Consider the following 18,329-nt stretch of genomic DNA (forward strand, 5'->3'; position numbering starts at 1 on the left):
CCCCTCGATCAACAACCCGATCCGCCTCGTCAGGCATTCGCGCAGCTCAATGCTCCGGAATTGCTCCACCGACGTCACGTCCACGATGGACTGTCAGAACCATTGCGATTCGACGGCCGGATGGGGAAGCTGGTCCCATGCCTTTCGCCGGTGAGCCCGCCGCCGACCGGGCCGACACCTTCACCCTGGCCGTCGACTACTTCGATTGGTTCGGCAGCGTCCTGCCGCGCCGCCTGGAAGGGCTGCCCTTCGAGCAACAGGCCGCATCGGCCGTCCCGACCGGCTGGTCCGCCCTCGGCCTGCTGAAGCACTCCGCCGCCACGCGCCGCTTCTGGATCCGGCACGTCTTCGCGGGCGAGGACGTGGACTTCACCTGGCCCGGCTCCCCGGAGCTCGAATGGCAGGTGACGGCCGACGACACGGCCGAGCGAATCACCGAGTTCTTCCGCGCCGAGCAGGCTCACGCCGTCGACGTACTGCGACGGGGCGATCCCAAGGACGTCGCCGCACGCGATTTCGGCACCGGGGTCCGCCCGACGCTGGCCTGGGTGCTGCTGCACCTTCTGCAGGAGTCCGCGAGGCACGCGGGCCACCTCGACATCAGCCGCGAACTCACCGACGGCACCACTCACCTGGACTGAGACACCACACGTCAACGGTGCAGGGTGGGCTGGCGGAAACAGACTTCTTCGGGTCTGTCACCGGCTGACGCCTGCATGCGGAGCTTCTGACCTCCGGCTACGGCGAGGCTGACATCCTGAGCCGTTCCGTACGTCAGTTGCTCTGGCTCGAAGATTCTCTCGCCGCCGATGACCTCGACGAATGCCCTGGTGCGGGCCTCCCGATCCGTGTCGGCGCCGTCGCTCACGCCCACCCGCACAGTGATCTTCACGAATCCGTCAGGGACCGTGAACTCCACCCTTCCGTAACCGTCGGCAGGCGGTGTGATCATCACCGACTCTGCCAGGCCCAGGCCCCCTCCGGTCTGACATGTTCCCACTCGGGCGTCCTTGAGCGCGGCAAAAGCCGGTGCCTCCACCACCCGCAACGACGACGCCTCGGAGGGCTCCGGCGGTGGTGGTGGCTGCTGAATCGTCGGCTGAGTTGCCGGACCGGCCGATTCATTGCCGGGCGTGGACGCTGTCCGGGAGACAGGACCTCCGGTCGTCGGCGTCAGCCCGGGACTGGTCGCGACGGCTGAAGTCGGTCCGAAGGGCGCACCGGTCGGCGTTTTGATGGCTGCCGGAGCAACCGACACACAACCCGGCGATGCGCAGTGCGACGCCGGATCCGCGCGGTGTCGCCACATATAGGTGACACCCATGGCACCGGCTACGACGGTTACCGCTACACCGAGGGCCGCACCCGACTTGGCGTAGTGATTGTGCTGCACGGCGCCGTCACCGAGTTGGACACCCTTGGCCTCGCGCGCGTCGACGTTCGCCACCGGGCCGGCCGGCACAGGTACGTCAGAACGAGTTGTGCTGGGTGGCGTTGTCACCGATCACCACGCCTTTCGCCCGGCGTGCGTCCACAACATATCTGCCAGCCGCTGCATCGCCGGGCGGACCGGCGGCGCCGACGCGTTTACTGCCAGAGTTGTGCCAGGTGAGGTGCTGTTTGATCTCCCTCGAGACAAAGAGCGCCATCGTAGTGATCAACTTCATTGTCGGATTCACCGCGACATTATTACGCCGGAAGTCACCGAGACATCAACTGGCCACCCGCTGAGGGTGGCTCCGGTCATCGCGGAAGGCCGAAGTGCTCGGTGAGCGCCGCGCGCAGCGTGCCGGCGTCCCCGGCAGACCAGGCGGCGAAGCAGTCCGGGCGTACGAGCAACGCGGTCGCGGTCGTGCCCTCCAGCCGGCCGGTGACCACGTCGACCCGGTCTTTCCACGGCGCGACGACCTCGGCGTAGGTGCCCGTGGAGTCCAGCAGCAGCGGCCGGGCGGTGCGGGTCAGCTCGGCGAGGCGGATCGGGCCGTGCTCGCCGTGCACCACCACGTCGGGGGCGCAGCGGCCGGCGAGGGGGTCGGCCGGGTCAGCGGGGTAGCGGATGTCCGCGCCGGACATCAGCGCCGCGATGTGCCCCGTCACCTCCGGCTTGCGCAGAAGTTCGGCGAAGAGTTCCCGCAGGCCGGTGATCTCGTCGCCGGGTGCGATCAGCGCCGACTGCGCCTGGGTGGACATGACGACCCGTTCGGCGACGGGGCGGCGCTCCGTTTCGTACGTGTCGAGCAGTCCCCGCGGTGCCCAGCCGCGCACCGTGGCGGCGAGTTTCCAGCCCAGGTTGACGGCGTCCTGCAGGCCCAGGTTGAGCCCGGGGCCGCCGATCGCCGGGTGCACGTGCGCGGCGTCACCGACCAGCAGCACCCGGCCGGCGCGGTAGCGGCCGGCGATGCGGGTGTTGCCGCCGGTCAGCCGCCGCAGCAGGCCGGGGCCGTCGGGCTCGCCGACCGGGACGCCGGCGCCGAGCACCCGGGTCACGCTGGCGCTCAGCTCGGCCAGGCTCATCGGGGTCTCGTCGCTCGCGGGCGCGTCAGGCCACTCCGTCGTGCTCAGGATCGCCGGGCGGCCGGGGAACGGGGCCCAGGCGATCAGGCCGCGCGCGGTGCGGGTGTGCTGGAACGGCGGGACGACGCCGTAGCCGGGAACGCGCAGGCCGCCGGTATCGGGGTCGAGCGACGACGCGGGGATCGTCACGGTGGCGGTGCGGGAGACCGACCGGTCGTTGGTGACGCCGGGGAAGTCGATGCCGGCGAGGCGCCGCACCGCACTGTGGCCACCGTCGGCGCCGACGAGAAACTGGGCGGTGAGCTGCGTACCGTCGGCGAGGCAGACCTCGACCGCGTCGGGGCGCCGGCGGAGGTCGACGACCTCCTGGCCGCGGCGCACGTCGACACCGAGCTCGGCCGCCCGGGCGGCGAGGCCGGCTTCGAGCTGGGCCTGCGGTACGCCGAGCACGTAGTGCGGATTCTCCTCGAGCATCGTCAAATCCAGTGGGAAGGCGCCGAAGACGAAGCCCGGCCGCGGTGCCGGCGGGGTGCTCTCCCCGCTGAGCCGCGCGTAGAGGCCGCGCCGGTCGAGCAGCCGGACGACCTGGCCCACGAGTCCGTTGGCGCGGGGCTCGCCGGTGGGTGCGGCGTGCCGTTCGAGGACGACGGCGTCGACGCCGGCGAGGGCCAGTTCGCAGGCGAGCATGAGGCCGTTGGGCCCGGCTCCGGCGATCAGGACATCGATCATGATCGTGATCCCTTCGGGGTGTGCGCCATCGCCACGGCGGGCGCGGCGCGCAGCCGGCCCGCCGCGGGGTGTGACGCGGCTGGAGACGTGAGTGAGGCAGTACCGGGAACCAGGGTCGGTGCGGCGCTTCAGCGGGGCGGCGCTGGAAGACCGGCGGCGACCTGGGCAAGGGCGTCGGTGATGAGTTGCTCGATCGGAGTGGGCGGCTCGGCGCTGTCGAGATAGTGCTGCGTGGCGACCTCGACGGCGGCACTGGCGGCGGCCGCGACGAGCCTCGGATACATGTCGGTGGCGAGGTCGGTGCCGGTGCGCTCGGCGACGGCGGCGGACAACTCGGCCTGGGCGATCGCGACGGCGCGCAGCTGCTCGCCGTGCAGAGCGGGCTCGGCGAGCATGGCGCGAACGCCGGCCACCCACTGGGCGTGTGCGGGAGTGGGCATCGCCTCGACCTCGGGGCCATTGGTGAACTGCTCCAGCGCAGCGGCGGTGAGCGCCGCCCAGAGCGGCTCGCCGGCGGGGCGCTCGCGCAGCGCGGCCGCGGTGCGCAGGCTGCGGTCGAGATGGCGCGAGGCGATCGCCTCGGCCTTGCTGGAGAAGTAGTTGTTGAACGTCCGCGGGGAGACACCGGCCGCCTCGGCGATGTCCTCGACGCGGACGTTGTCGTAACCGCGCTCGGCGGCGAGGTGGATCGCGGCCCAGCCGAGCGCCGCCCGTGTCTCGGCCTTCTTGCGCTCCCGCAACCCCGTCATGCCACCACACTAGCAATGATTGCGTGCCACGCAAAGATGCGTGTCACGCAAATTTCGGGGATCTACCGGCCGGAACGCCGGGCTCGCTGCCACACCTCTGCTCGGATGGCAGGCCAGCGCTGCTGGAATGCCTGCTGGGCGTACCACAGGGTGTCCGTCGGGCAGGATTGGTCGCGGGCGCCGGTCATCGTCGCCGTGAACGCTTCGACGGCGCGCATGCGGTGGTAGTGCCGTCGCCGCTCGGGTGACATCCCCGGGCTGGCGTCGACGTTCTGCAGCAGCCGCGATCGCAGCAGCCGCAGCTGATCCGACAGTTCCTCGCCGGCCGGCCACTCCCGCGACAGCGCGGCGAGCACGGCGAGCACGGCGCCGGCCCCGGGTTCACCGCGGAGATCCTGCTCATCGGCGAGCACGCCGAGAAGCCACCGCAGCGTCTCACGCTGAGTGGCCTCACCGGCGAGCAGCAGCGTGGTCACCAGGTCGGGATCAGCCGAGCCGAACAGGCCCGGCGGCTGGGGGTCGTCCGGGACCGGCGTGCGCAGGACCACGGTGGCGTGGGGCTCATCCAGCCAGGCGGGATCCAGCCTGATGCCGGTGCGCCGTTCCACGAAGGCCAACTGGGCCGGGTAGCCCAGATCGTCACGCAGCGCTGCACGGTCCGCGTCAAGGGCAGTGGGCTGCACGCCGGTGGGCTCGTCGTCGTCGAGGTGCTCCAGCCGGGTCAGTACCCGGCCGAAGGCGGCGTAGGACACGGAGCTGCGCCCGTTGGCATCGCTCCACCACGAGCTGTGCACGGACGCGCCGTCGGACAACCAGCGCAGGGCCTCGTCGCGGGTGCCTTCCCATCCGGCGGTCTGGCCCATCACCACGGCGGGTCCCACCCGGCGCAGGTGCACTGTTCCGTCTGGTTCCTCGAAGTCCCATCCGGCCACCTCCGCGACGTCGGCCGGATCCCCGCCGAGCCGCCGCACGACCTCCGCGACGCTGACCGGCTTGGTCACCGGCTGAACGACCGTCCAGCACCACGGGAAGTCGCTCAGGTCCGGCTGCGCGTCGAGCATCCGCTGGTACCAGGCCACGTCGTCGTCAGCCACGAGCATCCCCTCCGGACCGGTGATCGGGCGGCCCGAGCGCAGGCCCAGGACTTCGGAATGCTCCCACGATGTCCTGCCTCGGTCCCGTTCAGGGGAAGGCGGCGGCGGGCAGGACGCGGCCACGGACCTCGCCCAGGCCGATCACCGAGCCGCCCGCACCGGGTGCGGTCGCGGTGATCACCACTTCGTCGCCGTCGGTGAGGAACGTCCTGGTGGAGCCGTCCGGCAGCGACAACGGCTCCTTGCCGCCCCACGACAGCTCGATCAGGGATCCCCGCTGGCCGACCCGCTCACCGCTGATCGTCCCCGACGCGTACAGGTCACCGGTACGCAGCGACGCACCGTTCGCCGTCAGATGGGCGAGCATCTGCGCGCCGGTCCAGTACATGCCCGCGAACTCCGGCCGCGACACGACATGCCCGTTGAGCCGTACCTCGAGGTGGACGTCCAGGCCCCACGGCGGTGTCCGCGCGTCGTCGAGGTAGGGCTGCAACGGCTCGGTGCGAGCCGGCGGCGCCACCCGGGCCGCTTGGAGTGCGGCCAGCGGCACCACCCACGGCGAGACCGACGTCGCGAACGACTTGCCGAGGAACGGCCCGAGCGGCACATATTCCCAGGCCTGGATGTCCCGGGCGGACCAGTCGTTGACCAGGCACACCCCGAAGACGTGCTCGTCGAACGCGCCGAGACCCACCGGGCGGCCCAGCGCCGAGGAGGTTCCGACCACGAACCCCAGTTCGGCCTCGATGTCGAGACGCTGCGACGGACCGAAAGTGATCTCCCCGTCGGGGCTGCGGCGCTGGCCCGAGGGGCGTACCACCTCGCTGCCGGAAACGATCACCGTGCCCGCGCGCCCGTGATAGCCGATCGGCAGGTGCTTCCAGTTCGGCGTCAGCGGATCCTGGCCGGGCCGGAACATCTTGCCCAGGTTCGTCGCGTGCTGCTCGGACGCGTAGAAGTCGACGTAGTCGGCGACCGTGAACGGCAGGTGCAGCACGGCGCCGCGCGCCGGAAGCAGGTGCGGTTCAACCCGATCGCGGTGGGCGGAATCGGTCAGCCAGTCGGTCACTGCCGCGCGCACCGCCGCCCACGCCTGCGGCCCGGCGGCCAGCAGGGTGTCGAGCGACGGTCCGGCGACGTGCCGCGCCAGGTCAGGAGCCAGATCCTGGACGGCCGGAGCAAGGTCGAGGATCATCTCCCCGATCGCCACACCCACCCGCCGGTCCGGTGCCGCGGCGGTGCTGAACACCCCGTACGGCAGGGTGCCGGCGCCGAACGGATGGTCCACCGCGACCCCGAGCCAGGCCGCGGGAGTGACAGCCGCTGAAGTGACAGCCGCGGGAGTGACAGCCGCGGGAGTGACAGCCCCTGAAGTCGCAGCCGCGGGTGTGACACTGGTCAACGCAGTTCCTCCGGGAGTAGGCCGTGATGCAGCAGACCGTTGACCGGCTCGCTGATGCTGCAGGTGCCGAAGCTGACGAAGTGGTGCCGTACCGACTTGGCGAGCGGCTCGTCGATGGCGGCGACCGCCCGCGCCACCCGCTCCGCGTCCTGGTCGGCGAGCGTCCGCTCGATGTCGTAGCCCTGCAGTGCCCGGGCGGTCGCCAGCAGCACGTTCAGGAAGCCGTGATGCTCAAAACCGGTCACCGGATCACGGTGGCGAACGGGGTCGTGCAGGCCCGCGGTGAGTTTGAACGCGATGCCGCTGCGGACCGCCGACCACAGGGCGCCGGCCAGGTCCGGCTCCGCCGGGAACGCTTCCGGCCGTACCCCTCCGGTCCTGATCTTGATCCGGAGGCCGTCACCGGCCAGAGCCGCCGCCCGGGGCACGGTGATCTCCCCGCAGGGAAGCTCCACATAGGTGGGAATCGCGCCGCCCGGCGCGCCACCCGGCACCTCGAGGGCGACCACGTCGATCTGCGGCGCCGTGGGGATCTCGGCGTCGGGACCGGGAAGGATCAGCGACACCGCCAGCGGGGGCCCACCGTCGGCAGCCTCCACCAGGTCGTCCCAGCGCGCCGACGCGCACACGAACGGGCCGAGCAGCGGCGCGACCGGCGACGACTGGCGCTTGCGGTGCGCCGCCACGGCCTCGGGCAGCGGTACGTTGCCGGGCGGGAAGATCGCCGCGTCGTCGAACAGGCCGCGGAACAGGGTGGTCACGAGCGCGGTCCGCGGCCGGCCCAGGTCCACGCGTAGACGCCGTCGTCGCTCACCTGACCGGCCTCGCCCAGGCCCAGCGGCCGGAACGTGTCGACCATGACGGCGAGTTCCTCGAAGCTCTCCGCGCCCAGGCTGGCCTCGATCGCGGCCGGCTGCGGGCCGTGCGGATAGCCGCCGGGGTGCAGCGAGACGGAGCCGACGTTGATCCCGGAGCCCTTGCGCGCCTCGTAGTCGCCGCCGACGTAGAACATCACCTCGTCGCTGTCGACGTTGGAGTGGTAATACGGGACCGGCACCGCGAGGGGGTGGTAGTCGACCTTGCGGGGGACGAAGTTGCAGATCACGAAGTTGGTGCCCTCGAAGACCTGGTGCACCGGCGGCGGCTGGTGTACGCGGCCGGTGATCGGCTCGAAGTCGGCGATGTTGAACGCGTACGGATAGAGGCAGCCGTCCCAGCCCACCACGTCGAACGGGTGGTGCGGTGTCACGTGCACCGAGCCGGCCAGTCCCGCGGGCCCGTCACCCCGGTGCTTGATGTAGACCTCGGCGTCCTGCTCGTCGACCAGCCGCGGAGCGCCCGGAAGGCGCAGGTCGCGCTCGCAGTAGGGCGCGTGCTCCAGGAACTGGCCGTACCGGGACAGGTACCGCTTCGGCGGGGCGATGTGGCCGTTGGCCTCGACGACGTAGAGCCGCAGCGGCTCGCCGCCGGACGGCACCCAGCGGTGCGTGGTCGCCCGCGGGATGATCACGTAGTCGCCGCTCGCCACCTCCAGGTCACCGAAGACCGTCTCCACGGTCCCGCTGCCGGCCTCGACGTAGGCGCACTCGTCGCCGGTGGCGTTGCGGTAGAGCGGCGACGGCGTGCCCGCCACGACGTAGTTGATCCGCACGTCGGCGTTGCCCAGCACGAGCCGGCGGTCACGAACCGCGTCGCAGGACTTCCACTCCTGGCCCTCGAACAGCTGATGCAGCTTCAGGTGCCGGGGCAGCAGCGGGTGGTTGGAGACGGTCGCCTGGTCCGGCAGCTGCCAGACGCGGGCACCGACCACCGCCGAGGGGACGTGCCGGTGATAGAGCAGCGACGAGTCGGAGGAGAAGCCCTCCTCCCCCATCAGCTCCTCGTAGTAGAGGGCGCCGCCGGGGTCGCGATGTTGCGTGTGCCGTTTGGCCGGGATGCTGCCGGCCCGCTGGTAGTGCGCCATCAATACCTCCCTGGAAGCGCCCTCGTCACGTCGTCGTCCCGGTCAGAAGTTGCCGCGCCGCTCCTGCTCGCGCTCGATCGCCTCGAACAGGGCCTTGAAGTTTCCCTTGCCGAAGCCCAGCGAGCCGTGCCGCTCGATGAACTCGAAGAACACCGTAGGCCGGTCACCGATCGGCTTGGTGAAGATCTGCAGCAGATAGCCGTCCTCGTCGCGGTCGACCAGGATGCCGCGCTTCTGCAGCTCCTCGATCGGCACCCGGACCTCGCCGATGCGGGCCCGCAGCTCGGGGTCCTCGTAGTACGAGTCCGGCGTGTTGAGGAACTCGATGCCCTCCTCGCGGAGCACGTCGACGGTGCGCAGGATGTCGTTGGTGGCCAGCGCCAGGTGCTGGGCGCCCGGGCCGCGGTAGAACTCCAGGTACTCGTCGATCTGCGACTTCTTCTTGCCCATGGCCGGCTCGTTGAGCGGGAACTTGACCCGGTGGTTGCCGGAGGCCACGACCTTGCTCATCAGAGCCGAGTAGTCGGTGGCGATGTCGTCACCGATGAACTCGGCCATGTTCGTGAAGCCCATGACCCGGTTGTAGAAGTCGACCCACTCGTCCATGTTGCCGAGCTCGACGTTGCCGACGATGTGGTCGAGCGCCTGGAAGACCCGCTTCGGCGCGCCGTCACGCTTGCGGAACGAGGAGGTGCGCACCACGTATCCGGGCAGGTAGGGGCCGGTGTAGTGGTCGCGGTTGACGAGGGTGTGCCGGGTGTCGCCGTACGCCGCGATGGATGCCATCCGGACGGTGCCGTGCTCGTCGGAGATGTCGTGCGGCTCGACCAGGACGGTGGCACCCTGCGCCCGGGCGTGCTCGACGCACTTGTCGACGTCCGGTACCGCGAGGGCGATGTCGGTGATGCCGTCACCGTGCCGGGCGTGGTGGCCGATGATCGGGCTGTCCGGGTCGACACCACCCTGGATCACGAACCGGACCGCGCCGCTCTTGAGCACGAACGACACGTGGTCCCGGTTGCCGGTCTCCGGCCCCGAGTAGGCGACCAGTTCCATCCCGAACGCCGACTGGAAGAAGTGCGCGGTCTGCGTGGCGTTCCCGACGGCCCACACGATCGCGTCCCACCCGGTGACCGGGAACGGGTCGCTGCCCGAGTCGTACTCGACGAGGCCGACGAGCTGCTTGAGCGTGTCGAGGTCGAGCTCGGCGAGCCGCTCCTCGTTGGTGAGCGTGTCATTGATGGACATGGTGCTGGTCTCCCCTCAGCTGGGCGGCTGACGAGGTCCAGCTTTGGCGAAGCCGCTGTGCTGCACAACACGCACAGTTTTCGCCGGGCAGTTTGCTCAGATCGCCTCCCCGAAGGGGGCCCACGCTGGACAACCTGCCCACTGACGGCAGCGGCCTCACCCGAGCCGGGTGAGGCCGCATTCGACGTGCCGGGTGTCAGCGCAGAGTGTCGATGTCGATGACGAAGCGGTACCGCACGTCCGAGGAGAGCACCCGCTCGTACGCGTCGTTCACCTGGTCGGCGCCGATCACCTCGACCTCGGGCGCGATGCCCCGCTCGGCGCAGAAGTCGAGCATCTCCTGGGTCTCGGCGATGCCGCCGATGCTGGAACCGGCGAACGTCCGGCGGTTGCTGAACAGCGAGAACACCGGCACCGCCAGCGGCTCCGGCGGGGCGCCCACGCTGACCAGCGCACCGTCGAGCCGCAGCAGGCCCAGGTAGGCGGCCATGTCGATCGGCGCGCTGACCGTGTTCAGGATCAGGTCGAAGCTGTTCTTCAGCGCCTCGAACGTCGCCGGGTCCTTGGTGGCGTAGTAGTGCTCGGCACCGAAGCCCAGCCCGTCGTCCTTCTTGCCGAGCGTCTGCGACAGCACGGTGACCTCGGCACCCATGGCGACGGCGAGCTTGACGCCCATGTGACCGAGACCGCCCAGCCCGACGACGGCGACCTTCTTACCCGGGCCGGCCTTCCAGTGCGCCAGCGGCGAATAGGTGGTGATGCCGGCGCACAGCAGCGGAGCGGCCGCCTCGTACGGGATCGACTCGGGCACCCGCAGCACGAAGTCCTCGTCCACGACGACGTGCGTCGAGTAGCCGCCCTGGGTGATCGTGCCGTCGCGGTCGACACCCGCGTACGTCCCGGTGTTGCCCTTCAAGCAGTACTGCTCCTGGCCCGCGCGGCAGTTGTCACACTCACGGCAGGAGTTGACCATGCAGCCGACACCGACCCGGTCACCGACGGCGTGCCGGGTGACCTCGGCACCGGCCTCGGCGACCCGGCCGACGATCTCGTGTCCGACGGTCAGCGGGTAGGCCACCTCGCCCCACTCACCGCGCACGGTGTGGATGTCGGAGTGGCAGATGCCGGCATAGCGGATTTCGATCAGGACATCGCGCGGCCCCAGGTCCCGCCGCTCGACCGTGGTGCGGACGAGCGGGTCGGTGGCAGAGGGCGCGGCGATGGCAGCGACGGTGAGAATGATGTCCTCCGATGGTTGGAACTCAGCTGTTACAGGGTTCCCACAGGAACCCGTCGCAATCGTGCTACCGGCCGGTGCCCTTCGACGTTACGACGCCATCCGCCGGCCTACGAGGCACTGCTGGTACACCCCTCGCTCGTTCTCCCGCCATGCCTCCATGAAAACGGCTCAACTCCGCGCCGATCCGGCCGACAATTTCTTGCGATACCGCAACCACCTGAACCGCCCACCACCAGGGGAGACGCCGACGTGCCGCGCCTGCCGCTAGCGAACCGCAGCACCTGGCTGCTGCTCGTCACCGCGGCCATGGTGCTGCTCAGCGCCGCCTGGGTGGCCGCCGGTCTCGTCCACGTCTGGGCTCATCCGCTGCTGGGATGGCTGCCGCTGCCGGTGACCTCGATCCTCGGCGGGCACGCCTGCTGGACGGCGAGCCGGCAGACCGAACTCGACGCCGGCACCCGCCGGTTCTGGCGGCACATGACGGTCGCGAGCGCGCTTCTGACCGCCGGTATCGTCGCCAACATCGTCGACGCCACCGGCGGGCCGGCACCCTCCCAGCGGATCGGCGCGGTCACGCTCGCCGCGTACGTCTCGGTCCTCGGTCTGGTGATGTGGGCGCTGCTGCGCCTGCCCTCCTGGCAGCGCAGCCGCAGTGACTGGAGCCGCTTCGGCATCGACGCCGGCATCGTGCTGCTCACCGTCGGCGGGCTCGTCTGGCACTTCTCGCTGCGCAACCACCAGCAATGGGCCACCCAGACCGGCGGCGCCGGCGCGATGCTGGCGATCACCGCGGTGGCGTTCGTGTCGATGGCCACCTTCGTCAAGGTCGCCTTCGCCGGTGCCGGGCGCCTCGACCGCCGCGCCATCTACATCCTGGCCATCGGCAGCGCCGCGAGCGGCGGCTTCGGAAGCCTCTCCCCGCTGCTGATCGACCGGCCGTACCTGTCCACCAGCCTGGTCTCCGTCCCGCTTGCCGCGTTCAGCGTCCATCTCGCCGCCGTCAGCCAGCAGCGCGCCGGCAACCGGGAGCCGCGGCCACGTTCCGCCCGGCGGCGCATCAGCGTGGTCCCGTACCTCGCCGTGGCCATCGCCGACCTCCTGCTGCTCACCACCGACATCGGCGACCCCGCCCAGACGCGGACCATGGAGGCCATCGTCGTGGCCCTCACCGCGCTCGTGGTGCTCCGGCAGGTCATCGCGCTCCGCGACAACCAGCGCCTGCAGGACCGGCTCACCCACCAGGCGACCCACGACAGCCTCACCGACGCCGGCAACCGCGCCCTGTTCGAGCAGCACGCGGAGCGGCTCCTCGCCGACGGCAGCGCGTTCCACGTCGCCCTGCTGGACCTAGACGACTTCAAGGCCGTCAACGACCGGCTCGGCCACCGCATCGGCGACCAGCTCATCCAGGAGACGAGCCGGCGCCTCACCGCGGCCCTCGGCGGCAACGGCACGGTGGCCCGTCTCGGCGGCGACGAGTTCGCGCTGATCCTGGTCACCGGCGACACCGACGACCCGGATGCGCTGTTCCAGCGGCTGCTCCACGCCGTCGAGCAGCCCGCACACCTGGACGGCAACATCCTGACCACCGGAGCCAGCCTCGGCATCACCGCAGCCCACACCGGCGACGACCCTGCCGAGCTGCTGCGCCGCGCCGACGTGGCCATGTACGACGCGAAGGCCGCCGGCGGCCACCGCTGGCAGTGGTTCGACCCGTGCATGGACCAGGCCGCCGACGACACCGCCCGGCTCGGCGCGGACCTGCGCCGGGCTCTGGACAGCGACCAGTTCTTCGTGCTCTACCAGCCGATCGTGAGCCTGCCCGCCGGTGTTCCGGCCGGCGCCGAGGCTCTGCTGCGCTGGCAGCACCCCGAGCGGGGCCTCGTACCTCCGGACGTGTTCATCCCGATCGCCGAGCGCATCGGCGTCATCCACGAGCTCGGCGCCTGGGTCCTCGAGCAGGCCTGCCGCCAGAGCGCCGACTGGACCCACCGCTTCGGTACCGCCGCACCGGCCCGCATCAGCGTCAACGTCTCCGCCCGCCAGCTCGCCGACCCCGGCTTCGTCGACAGCGTGGCCGCCACCCTGTGCTCCACCGGCGCCGACACCAGCCGCCTGCTGATCGAGGTGACCGAGACCGCCGTCCTCAACGCGGACACCGCCGTCGAGCAGCTGCACCGCCTCAAGGCGCTGGGCCTGCGCATCGCCCTCGACGACTTCGGCACCGGCCACTCCTCGCTCAGCCTGCTGCTCACCTGCCCGGTCGACGTCCTCAAGGTCGACAAGTCCTTCGTCAGCGGCGACACCGCCGGACAGGCCGGCGCCATCATCGTCAAGAACATCATCGGCTTCACCACGGACTTCGGCATCGACGCCGTCGCGGAGGGCGTGGAGACCGCCGACCAGGCCGAGCGCCTGTACGACGTCGGCTACCGCCTGGCCCAGGGCTACCACTTCGGCCGCCCGATGTCCGCCGACGCCTTCGAGGCGGTCTTCACCAGCGAGCGCACCGTGCCCACCCCGGTGGCGTAGCGGCCCGTCCCGATGCGTGACCACCGGTATCCGGCGTCCATGGCAGGATCTCTCGCGTGCAGATCGGGATGCTCGGGCCGTTCGAGGTCCGTACGGACGACGGCGCCCTCGCCGACGTACCCGGCGCCCGCCTGCGCGGCCTGCTCATCGCCCTCGCCCTCGAACCGGGCCGGGTGGTGCCCAAGTCCACGCTCGTCGACTGGATCTGGGGTGAGAGCCCGCCCGCCGACGCCACGAACGCCCTGCACCGGCTGGTCTCCCGGCTGCGCAAGGCGCTGCCCGGCGGCTCCGTCGAGGGCCACACCGACGGCTACCGCCTCGCCGTTTCGCCGGACGCCGTGGACGCCGTACGTTTCGAGCGCCTCGTCACCGCGAGCCAGGTCCGCGGCGGCGGCGACCCGGAGCGGGTGCGGCTGCTGCGCGAGGCCCTCGCCCTGTGGCGGGGAACCGCGATGCAGGACGCCGGGCTGCCCGACAGCACGGCCCTCGGCGCGGCCGTCACCCGGCTCGACGCCCTGCGGGTCAGCGCCCTGGAGGATCGCTTCGAGGCGGAGTCCGGGCCGGAGCTGATCACCGAGCTGACCGGCCTGGTCGCCGCCCATCCGGTGCGCGAACGCCTGGTCGCCGCTCTGATGCGCGCCCTGGCCGCGGCCGGCCGCGGCAACGAGGCGCTGCAGCTCTACCAGCGGACGCGGGAGGCCCTGGCCGACACCCTGGGCGCCGATCCGTCGCCGGAGTTGTCGGCCCTGCACGTCGCGCTGTTGCGCGGTGATCAGGGCCGCCGGCCGCGGGAGCGCAGGACCAACCTGCGGGCGGAGCTGACCAGCTACATCGGCAAGGGCTCGGACGTGGACGCGGTCTGTGAGCTGGTCGCCGGGCATCGGCTCACCACGCTGATCGGGCCGGGCGGCTCGGGCAAGACGAGGCTGGCCACCGAGGCCGGGCGCACGCTGCTCGGCGACCTGCCGGACGGTGCCTGGCTGGTGGAGCTCGCCCCGATCGGCGCCGACGGTGACGTGGCCCAGGCGACGATCACCGGGCTCGGCCTGCGGGACGCCCTGCTCAGTGGCGCGCCGGGCGCCGAACTGACCGACCGGCTCATCGCGGCGATCCGCGACCGGGACGCGCTGCTGATCCTGGACAACTGCGAGCACGTGATCGAGGCCGCGGCGGCGTTCGCCCACCGGGTCCTCGGCGAGTGCCACCGCCTGCGGATCCTGGCGACCAGTAGGGAGCCGCTCGGCATCACCGGTGAGGCGCTGTGGCCGGTGGAGCCGCTGGCCGTGCCGGGACGCGACGCCGGGCCCGCGGAGATCGAGTCCTCGCCGGCCGTACGGTTGCTGCGCGACCGGGCCGGCGCGGTCCGCAAGGACCTCGCGCGGGACGCCGCGACGTCGGCGACCATCGTGCGGGTCTGCCGGGCGCTGGACGGGATGCCGCTGGCCATCGAGCTGGCCGCGGCCCGCCTGCGCACCATGTCGCTCGATCAGCTGGCGCACCGGCTCGACGACCGCTTCCGGCTGCTGACCGGCGGCAGCCGTACCGCCCTGCCGCGGCACCGGACCCTGCGGGCGATGGTCGACTGGAGCTGGGAGCTGCTCACCGAAGCCGAGCGGGTGGTGCTGCGGCGGCTCTCGGCCTTCTCCGGCGGGGCGAGCCTGGACGCCGCCGAGCAGGTGTGCGCCGGCGACGGCGTCGCGCCGGAGGACGTGCTCGAGCTGCTCACCTCGCTCACCGAGAAGTCGCTGCTGGTTCCCGCGGGCGACGGCGTACCGCGCTACCTGATGCTCGGCACGATTCTGGAGTACGCCCGGCTCCGGCTGGCCGAGGCGGGTGAGACGGACCTGGCCCGGCAGGCGCACCTCGCCTACTTCACCGCGTTCGCCGAGACCGCCGAGCCGCACCTGCGCCGTGCCGAGCAGCTGCGGTGGCTGGCCGCGCTGGAGGCCGAGCACGACAACATCGGTGCGGCGATGCGGGGCGCGCTGGCGGCGGGCGAGGCACATGCCGCGATGCGGCTGGCGGCGGCGGCCGGCTGGTACTGGTGGCTCAGCGGGCGCAAGGCCGAGGGCATCGAACTGATCCTCGCCGCCACCGAGACACCGGGCGAGGTCAACGACGAGATCAAGGCCATCGTGTACGCGCTCGTGGTGCTCTTCGCCGGATCCGGCCGGGCCGACGCCCGCCAGGCGGCGGAGTGGATTCACCAGGCGTACCGGCTGGCCCGCCGCAGCGGCTCCACCAATCCGATTCTGGGCCTGGTGGTCCCGCTGGAGCGCATGCTGCGGGAGCCGGACGCCTTCCTGCCCGCGTGGGAGCCGCTGCTCGCCGACCAGGATCCGTGGGTGCGCGCACTGGCCCGGCTGCACCTGGGCAAGATGCGGATCATGCTCGGCCACGCCGGCCGGGACGCGGACGCCTACTTGGAGATGGCGCTCGCCGAGTTCCGGGCACTGGGCGAACGGTTCGGGATCTACTTCGCGCTGACCGAGCTGGCCGAACGCGTTGCCACCCGGGGCGAGTTCGCCGCTGCGTGCGCCTATTATGACCAAGCGATCACCGCTCTGACCGAGGTCGGCGCCCTCGAGGACGTCATCCCGATCCGGTCGCGGCAGGCCCAGCTCCACCGGCTGCTGGGCGACGAGGAGGCAAGCCGGGCCGCGATCGCGGAGGCGCAACGGTACGCGGATCGCGTCACCTGGCCCGACTCGCTCGCCGAGCTGGCCCTGTCGAAGGCGCAGCTCGCCCGGTGGGCCGGCGACACCGAGGAGGCCCGCCGGCAGCTCGGCGCCGCGACGGCCCTGCTCGGCGAGAAGGCGGGTGCGAGCGTCCGCGGGTACATCACCGACCTCCTCGGCTATCTCGCCGAGGATCTCAGCGAGGCGCGGCAGCACCGCGTCGCGGCGTACGAGGCGGCCACCGAGGCCGGACACGCACCGCTGGTCGCGCAGGTCCTCGTCGGTGTCGCCGATCTCGCGCTGCGCCAGGAGCAGTACGAGCAGGCCGCCCGGCTGCTGGCGGCGAGTGCAGCGGTGTGCGGCCTGCGGGACCGTTCCCACCCGGACGTGGACCGGATCGAGCAGGCAGCACGGCGCCGCCTCGGCGACACGGGGTTCGCCGAGGCGGCTCGGGAGGGCGCTGAGGCAGGCTGGAGTCAGCTGGCCGGGGTCACGCTCGCTTCTTGAAGGTGGCCGATGCCCACAGGTAACCGACGACCGCGATCCCGGTGCACCAGGCGAGGGCCGCGATCAGGTCACCGGTGGCCGGCGAGCCGTTGAGGAAGCCGCGCAGGGTCTCGATGATCGGGGTGAACGGCTGGTACTCGGCGAACTGCCGGACGCCCGCGCCCATCTTCTCGGCCGGCACGATGGCGCTGCTGAAGAACGGCAGCATGACCAGCGGCACCGCGGCCATGCCCGCCGTCTCCGGAGACTTGGCCGCCAGACCCAGCGCGATGGTGAACCAGCCGGCCGCGACACCGAGCAGCACGACGATGCCCGCCACACCCAGCCAGTCGAGGAAACTCGCGGCCGGGTCGAACCCGAGCGCGAACGCCACACCGACCAGGGCGGCGATGGCGATCACGTTGGTCAGTACGCTGGCGACGACATGGCCGGTCAGTACGGCACCCCGGGACACGTCCATCACCTTGAACCGGTTGATGATGCCCTTGGTCATGTCGGAGTTCACCGACGTCGCGACGGCGCCGAGCCCGTAACAGACGGCCAGCAGCATCAGCCCCGGTGTCGCGTAGTCGATGTAGTCCACGCCGACGTCGAACGCGTCACCGAAGACGTACACGAACATCAGCATCATCACGATCGGCATCAGGACGGCGTTGAACACCGACGTCGGGTTCCGGGCGATGTGCTTGAAGTTGCGGCGAAGCATCACCAGCGAGTGCGGTTGGGTGCTCATTTCGCGTCCACCTCCGTGGTACGGCCGGTCAGGGCCAGGAAAACGTCGTCGAGGTTCGGGGTGTGCACCGAGAACTCCTCGGCGCCGAGCGCGTGCTCGTCGAGCCGGTCCAGCAGGGCCCGCAGGGACCTCGTCCCGGCGTCGCTGGGCACGTTCAGGGTCAGGCTCTCGTCGTCCGGGGTGGACTCCGGGAAGAGCCGCACGGCCGTGGCCAGCTCGCCGGCGGTGGCGAACCGCAGCCGGACGTGGGTGCCGGGGATCTGCCGTTTCAGCTCACCCGGGGTGCCCTGTGCGACCAGCCGGCCCTGATCGAGGACCGCGATCCGGTCGGCGAGCTGGTCGGCCTCCTCGAGGTACTGCGTGGTCAGGAAGACGGTCACCCCGCCGGCCACCAGCTCGCGGATGATCTCCCACATCGTGCGGCGGCTGCGCGGGTCCAGGCCGGTCGTCGGCTCGTCCAGGAAGATGATCCGCGGGTCGCCGACGAGCGTCATGGCCAGGTCCAGCTTCCGGCGCATGCCGCCGGAGTAGGTCGACACCGGCTTCTGCGCGGCACCCGCCAGGTCGAAACGCTCCAGCAGCCCGGCGATCAGCCCGGCCGAGCCGGTCCGCTGCAGGTCCGCCATCAGCTGGAGGTTCTCCTGGCCGGTCAGCAGCTCGTCGACCGCCGCGAACTGGCCGGTCACCCCGATCCGCGCCCGCACCGCCCGGGCCTCGGTGGCCACGTCGTGCCCGGCGACGCGTACCGTGCCGGCGTCGGCCTTCATCAGTGTGGACAGCACGTGCACTGTCGTGGTCTTGCCGGCCCCGTTCGGGCCGAGCAGGGAGAAGATCGTGCCGGACGGAACCGTCAGGTCGATACCGTCGAGCACGGTCTTGGTACCGAATGCCTTCCGCAGGCCGGAAACCTCAATCGCTGAACCTGTCATGCGCTCACGAT

At 71.2% G+C, this 18,329-nt stretch carries 14 protein-coding genes and 1 pseudogene; 3 read left to right on the plus strand and 12 right to left on the minus strand.

The features are described from left to right. Nucleotides 1–137: 137 nt before the first annotated feature. Nucleotides 138–641, plus strand: a complete 504-nt coding sequence (locus tag ACFQV6_RS22920; RefSeq protein ID WP_378029598.1) for a DinB family protein — start codon at nt 138–140, stop codon at nt 639–641. A gap of 11 nt (nt 642–652) precedes the next feature. On the opposite strand, the gene ACFQV6_RS22925 is transcribed toward ACFQV6_RS22920, so the two are convergent. The 10 genes and pseudogenes from ACFQV6_RS22925 to ACFQV6_RS22970 all read right to left on the minus strand — a co-directional run bounded on the left by ACFQV6_RS22925 (nt 653) and on the right by ACFQV6_RS22970 (nt 10,939). Next, nucleotides 653–1,447: a hypothetical protein gene (locus tag ACFQV6_RS22925; protein WP_378029599.1), complete on the minus strand. Its 795-nt coding sequence runs from the start codon at nt 1,445–1,447 to the stop codon at nt 653–655. Between the two features lie 22 nt (nt 1,448–1,469). Further along, nucleotides 1,470–1,679 (minus strand): hypothetical protein, encoded by a 210-nt coding sequence (locus tag ACFQV6_RS22930; protein ID WP_378029600.1) that lies wholly within the window; start codon nt 1,677–1,679, stop codon nt 1,470–1,472. A gap of 64 nt (nt 1,680–1,743) precedes the next feature. Beyond that, entirely contained in the window at nt 1,744–3,243 is a 1,500-nt protein-coding gene (locus tag ACFQV6_RS22935) for an FAD-dependent monooxygenase (protein ID WP_378029601.1), read from the minus strand. Between the two features lie 128 nt (nt 3,244–3,371). Then, the gene (locus tag ACFQV6_RS22940; protein WP_378029602.1) at nt 3,372–3,992 is read right to left on the minus strand and encodes a TetR/AcrR family transcriptional regulator; all 621 of its coding nucleotides are present in this window, start codon (nt 3,990–3,992) and stop codon (nt 3,372–3,374) included. 62 nt (nt 3,993–4,054) lie between these two features. Further along, nucleotides 4,055–5,086 carry a hypothetical protein gene (locus ACFQV6_RS22945; protein WP_378029603.1) on the minus strand — a complete coding sequence of 344 codons (1,032 nt, stop codon included), beginning with the start codon at nt 5,084–5,086 and terminating at the stop codon, nt 4,055–4,057. 88 nt (nt 5,087–5,174) lie between these two features. Then, a pseudogene (gene fahA, locus ACFQV6_RS22950) lies at nt 5,175–6,389 on the minus strand (fumarylacetoacetase); the annotation flags it as partial. A 95-nt stretch (nt 6,390–6,484) separates the two neighbouring features. After that, nucleotides 6,485–7,249 (minus strand): hypothetical protein, encoded by a 765-nt coding sequence (locus ACFQV6_RS22955; RefSeq protein ID WP_378029604.1) that lies wholly within the window; start codon nt 7,247–7,249, stop codon nt 6,485–6,487. Next, nucleotides 7,246–8,451: a homogentisate 1,2-dioxygenase gene (locus ACFQV6_RS22960; protein ID WP_378029605.1), complete on the minus strand. Its 1,206-nt coding sequence runs from the start codon at nt 8,449–8,451 to the stop codon at nt 7,246–7,248. Before ACFQV6_RS22960 ends, ACFQV6_RS22955 begins: the two co-directional genes overlap by 4 nt. Before the next feature lie 42 nt (nt 8,452–8,493). Continuing rightward, a complete protein-coding gene (gene hppD / locus ACFQV6_RS22965; RefSeq protein WP_378029691.1) occupies nt 8,494–9,693 on the minus strand; it encodes a 4-hydroxyphenylpyruvate dioxygenase in 1,200 nt (399 codons plus the stop codon). A 202-nt stretch (nt 9,694–9,895) separates the two neighbouring features. Continuing rightward, nucleotides 9,896–10,939: an NAD(P)-dependent alcohol dehydrogenase gene (locus ACFQV6_RS22970; RefSeq protein ID WP_378029692.1), complete on the minus strand. Its 1,044-nt coding sequence runs from the start codon at nt 10,937–10,939 to the stop codon at nt 9,896–9,898. A 249-nt stretch (nt 10,940–11,188) separates the two neighbouring features. On the opposite strand from ACFQV6_RS22970, the gene ACFQV6_RS22975 reads away from it, so the two are divergent. Next, nucleotides 11,189–13,471, plus strand: a complete 2,283-nt coding sequence (locus ACFQV6_RS22975) for a putative bifunctional diguanylate cyclase/phosphodiesterase (protein ID WP_378029606.1) — start codon at nt 11,189–11,191, stop codon at nt 13,469–13,471. A 56-nt stretch (nt 13,472–13,527) separates the two neighbouring features. Next, nucleotides 13,528–16,656, plus strand: coding sequence for a BTAD domain-containing putative transcriptional regulator (locus ACFQV6_RS22980; RefSeq protein WP_378029607.1), 3,129 nt, complete (start codon nt 13,528–13,530; stop codon nt 16,654–16,656). Here ACFQV6_RS22980 and ACFQV6_RS22985 read toward each other — a convergent pair. Further along, nucleotides 16,640–17,389, minus strand: coding sequence for an ABC transporter permease (locus ACFQV6_RS22985; RefSeq protein WP_378029608.1), 750 nt, complete (start codon nt 17,387–17,389; stop codon nt 16,640–16,642). The two genes, ACFQV6_RS22980 and ACFQV6_RS22985, sit on opposite strands and share 17 nt — an antisense overlap. Then, complete coding sequence (locus tag ACFQV6_RS22990; RefSeq protein WP_378029609.1) at nt 17,386–18,318, minus strand: ATP-binding cassette domain-containing protein; 933 nt, start codon at nt 18,316–18,318, stop codon at nt 17,386–17,388. Before ACFQV6_RS22990 ends, ACFQV6_RS22985 begins: the two co-directional genes overlap by 4 nt. Between the last annotated feature and the right edge of the window lie 11 nt (nt 18,319–18,329).

The organism is Actinoplanes sp. GCM10030250 (assembly GCF_042666575.1).
Taxonomy (GTDB): domain Bacteria; phylum Actinomycetota; class Actinomycetes; order Mycobacteriales; family Micromonosporaceae; genus Actinoplanes.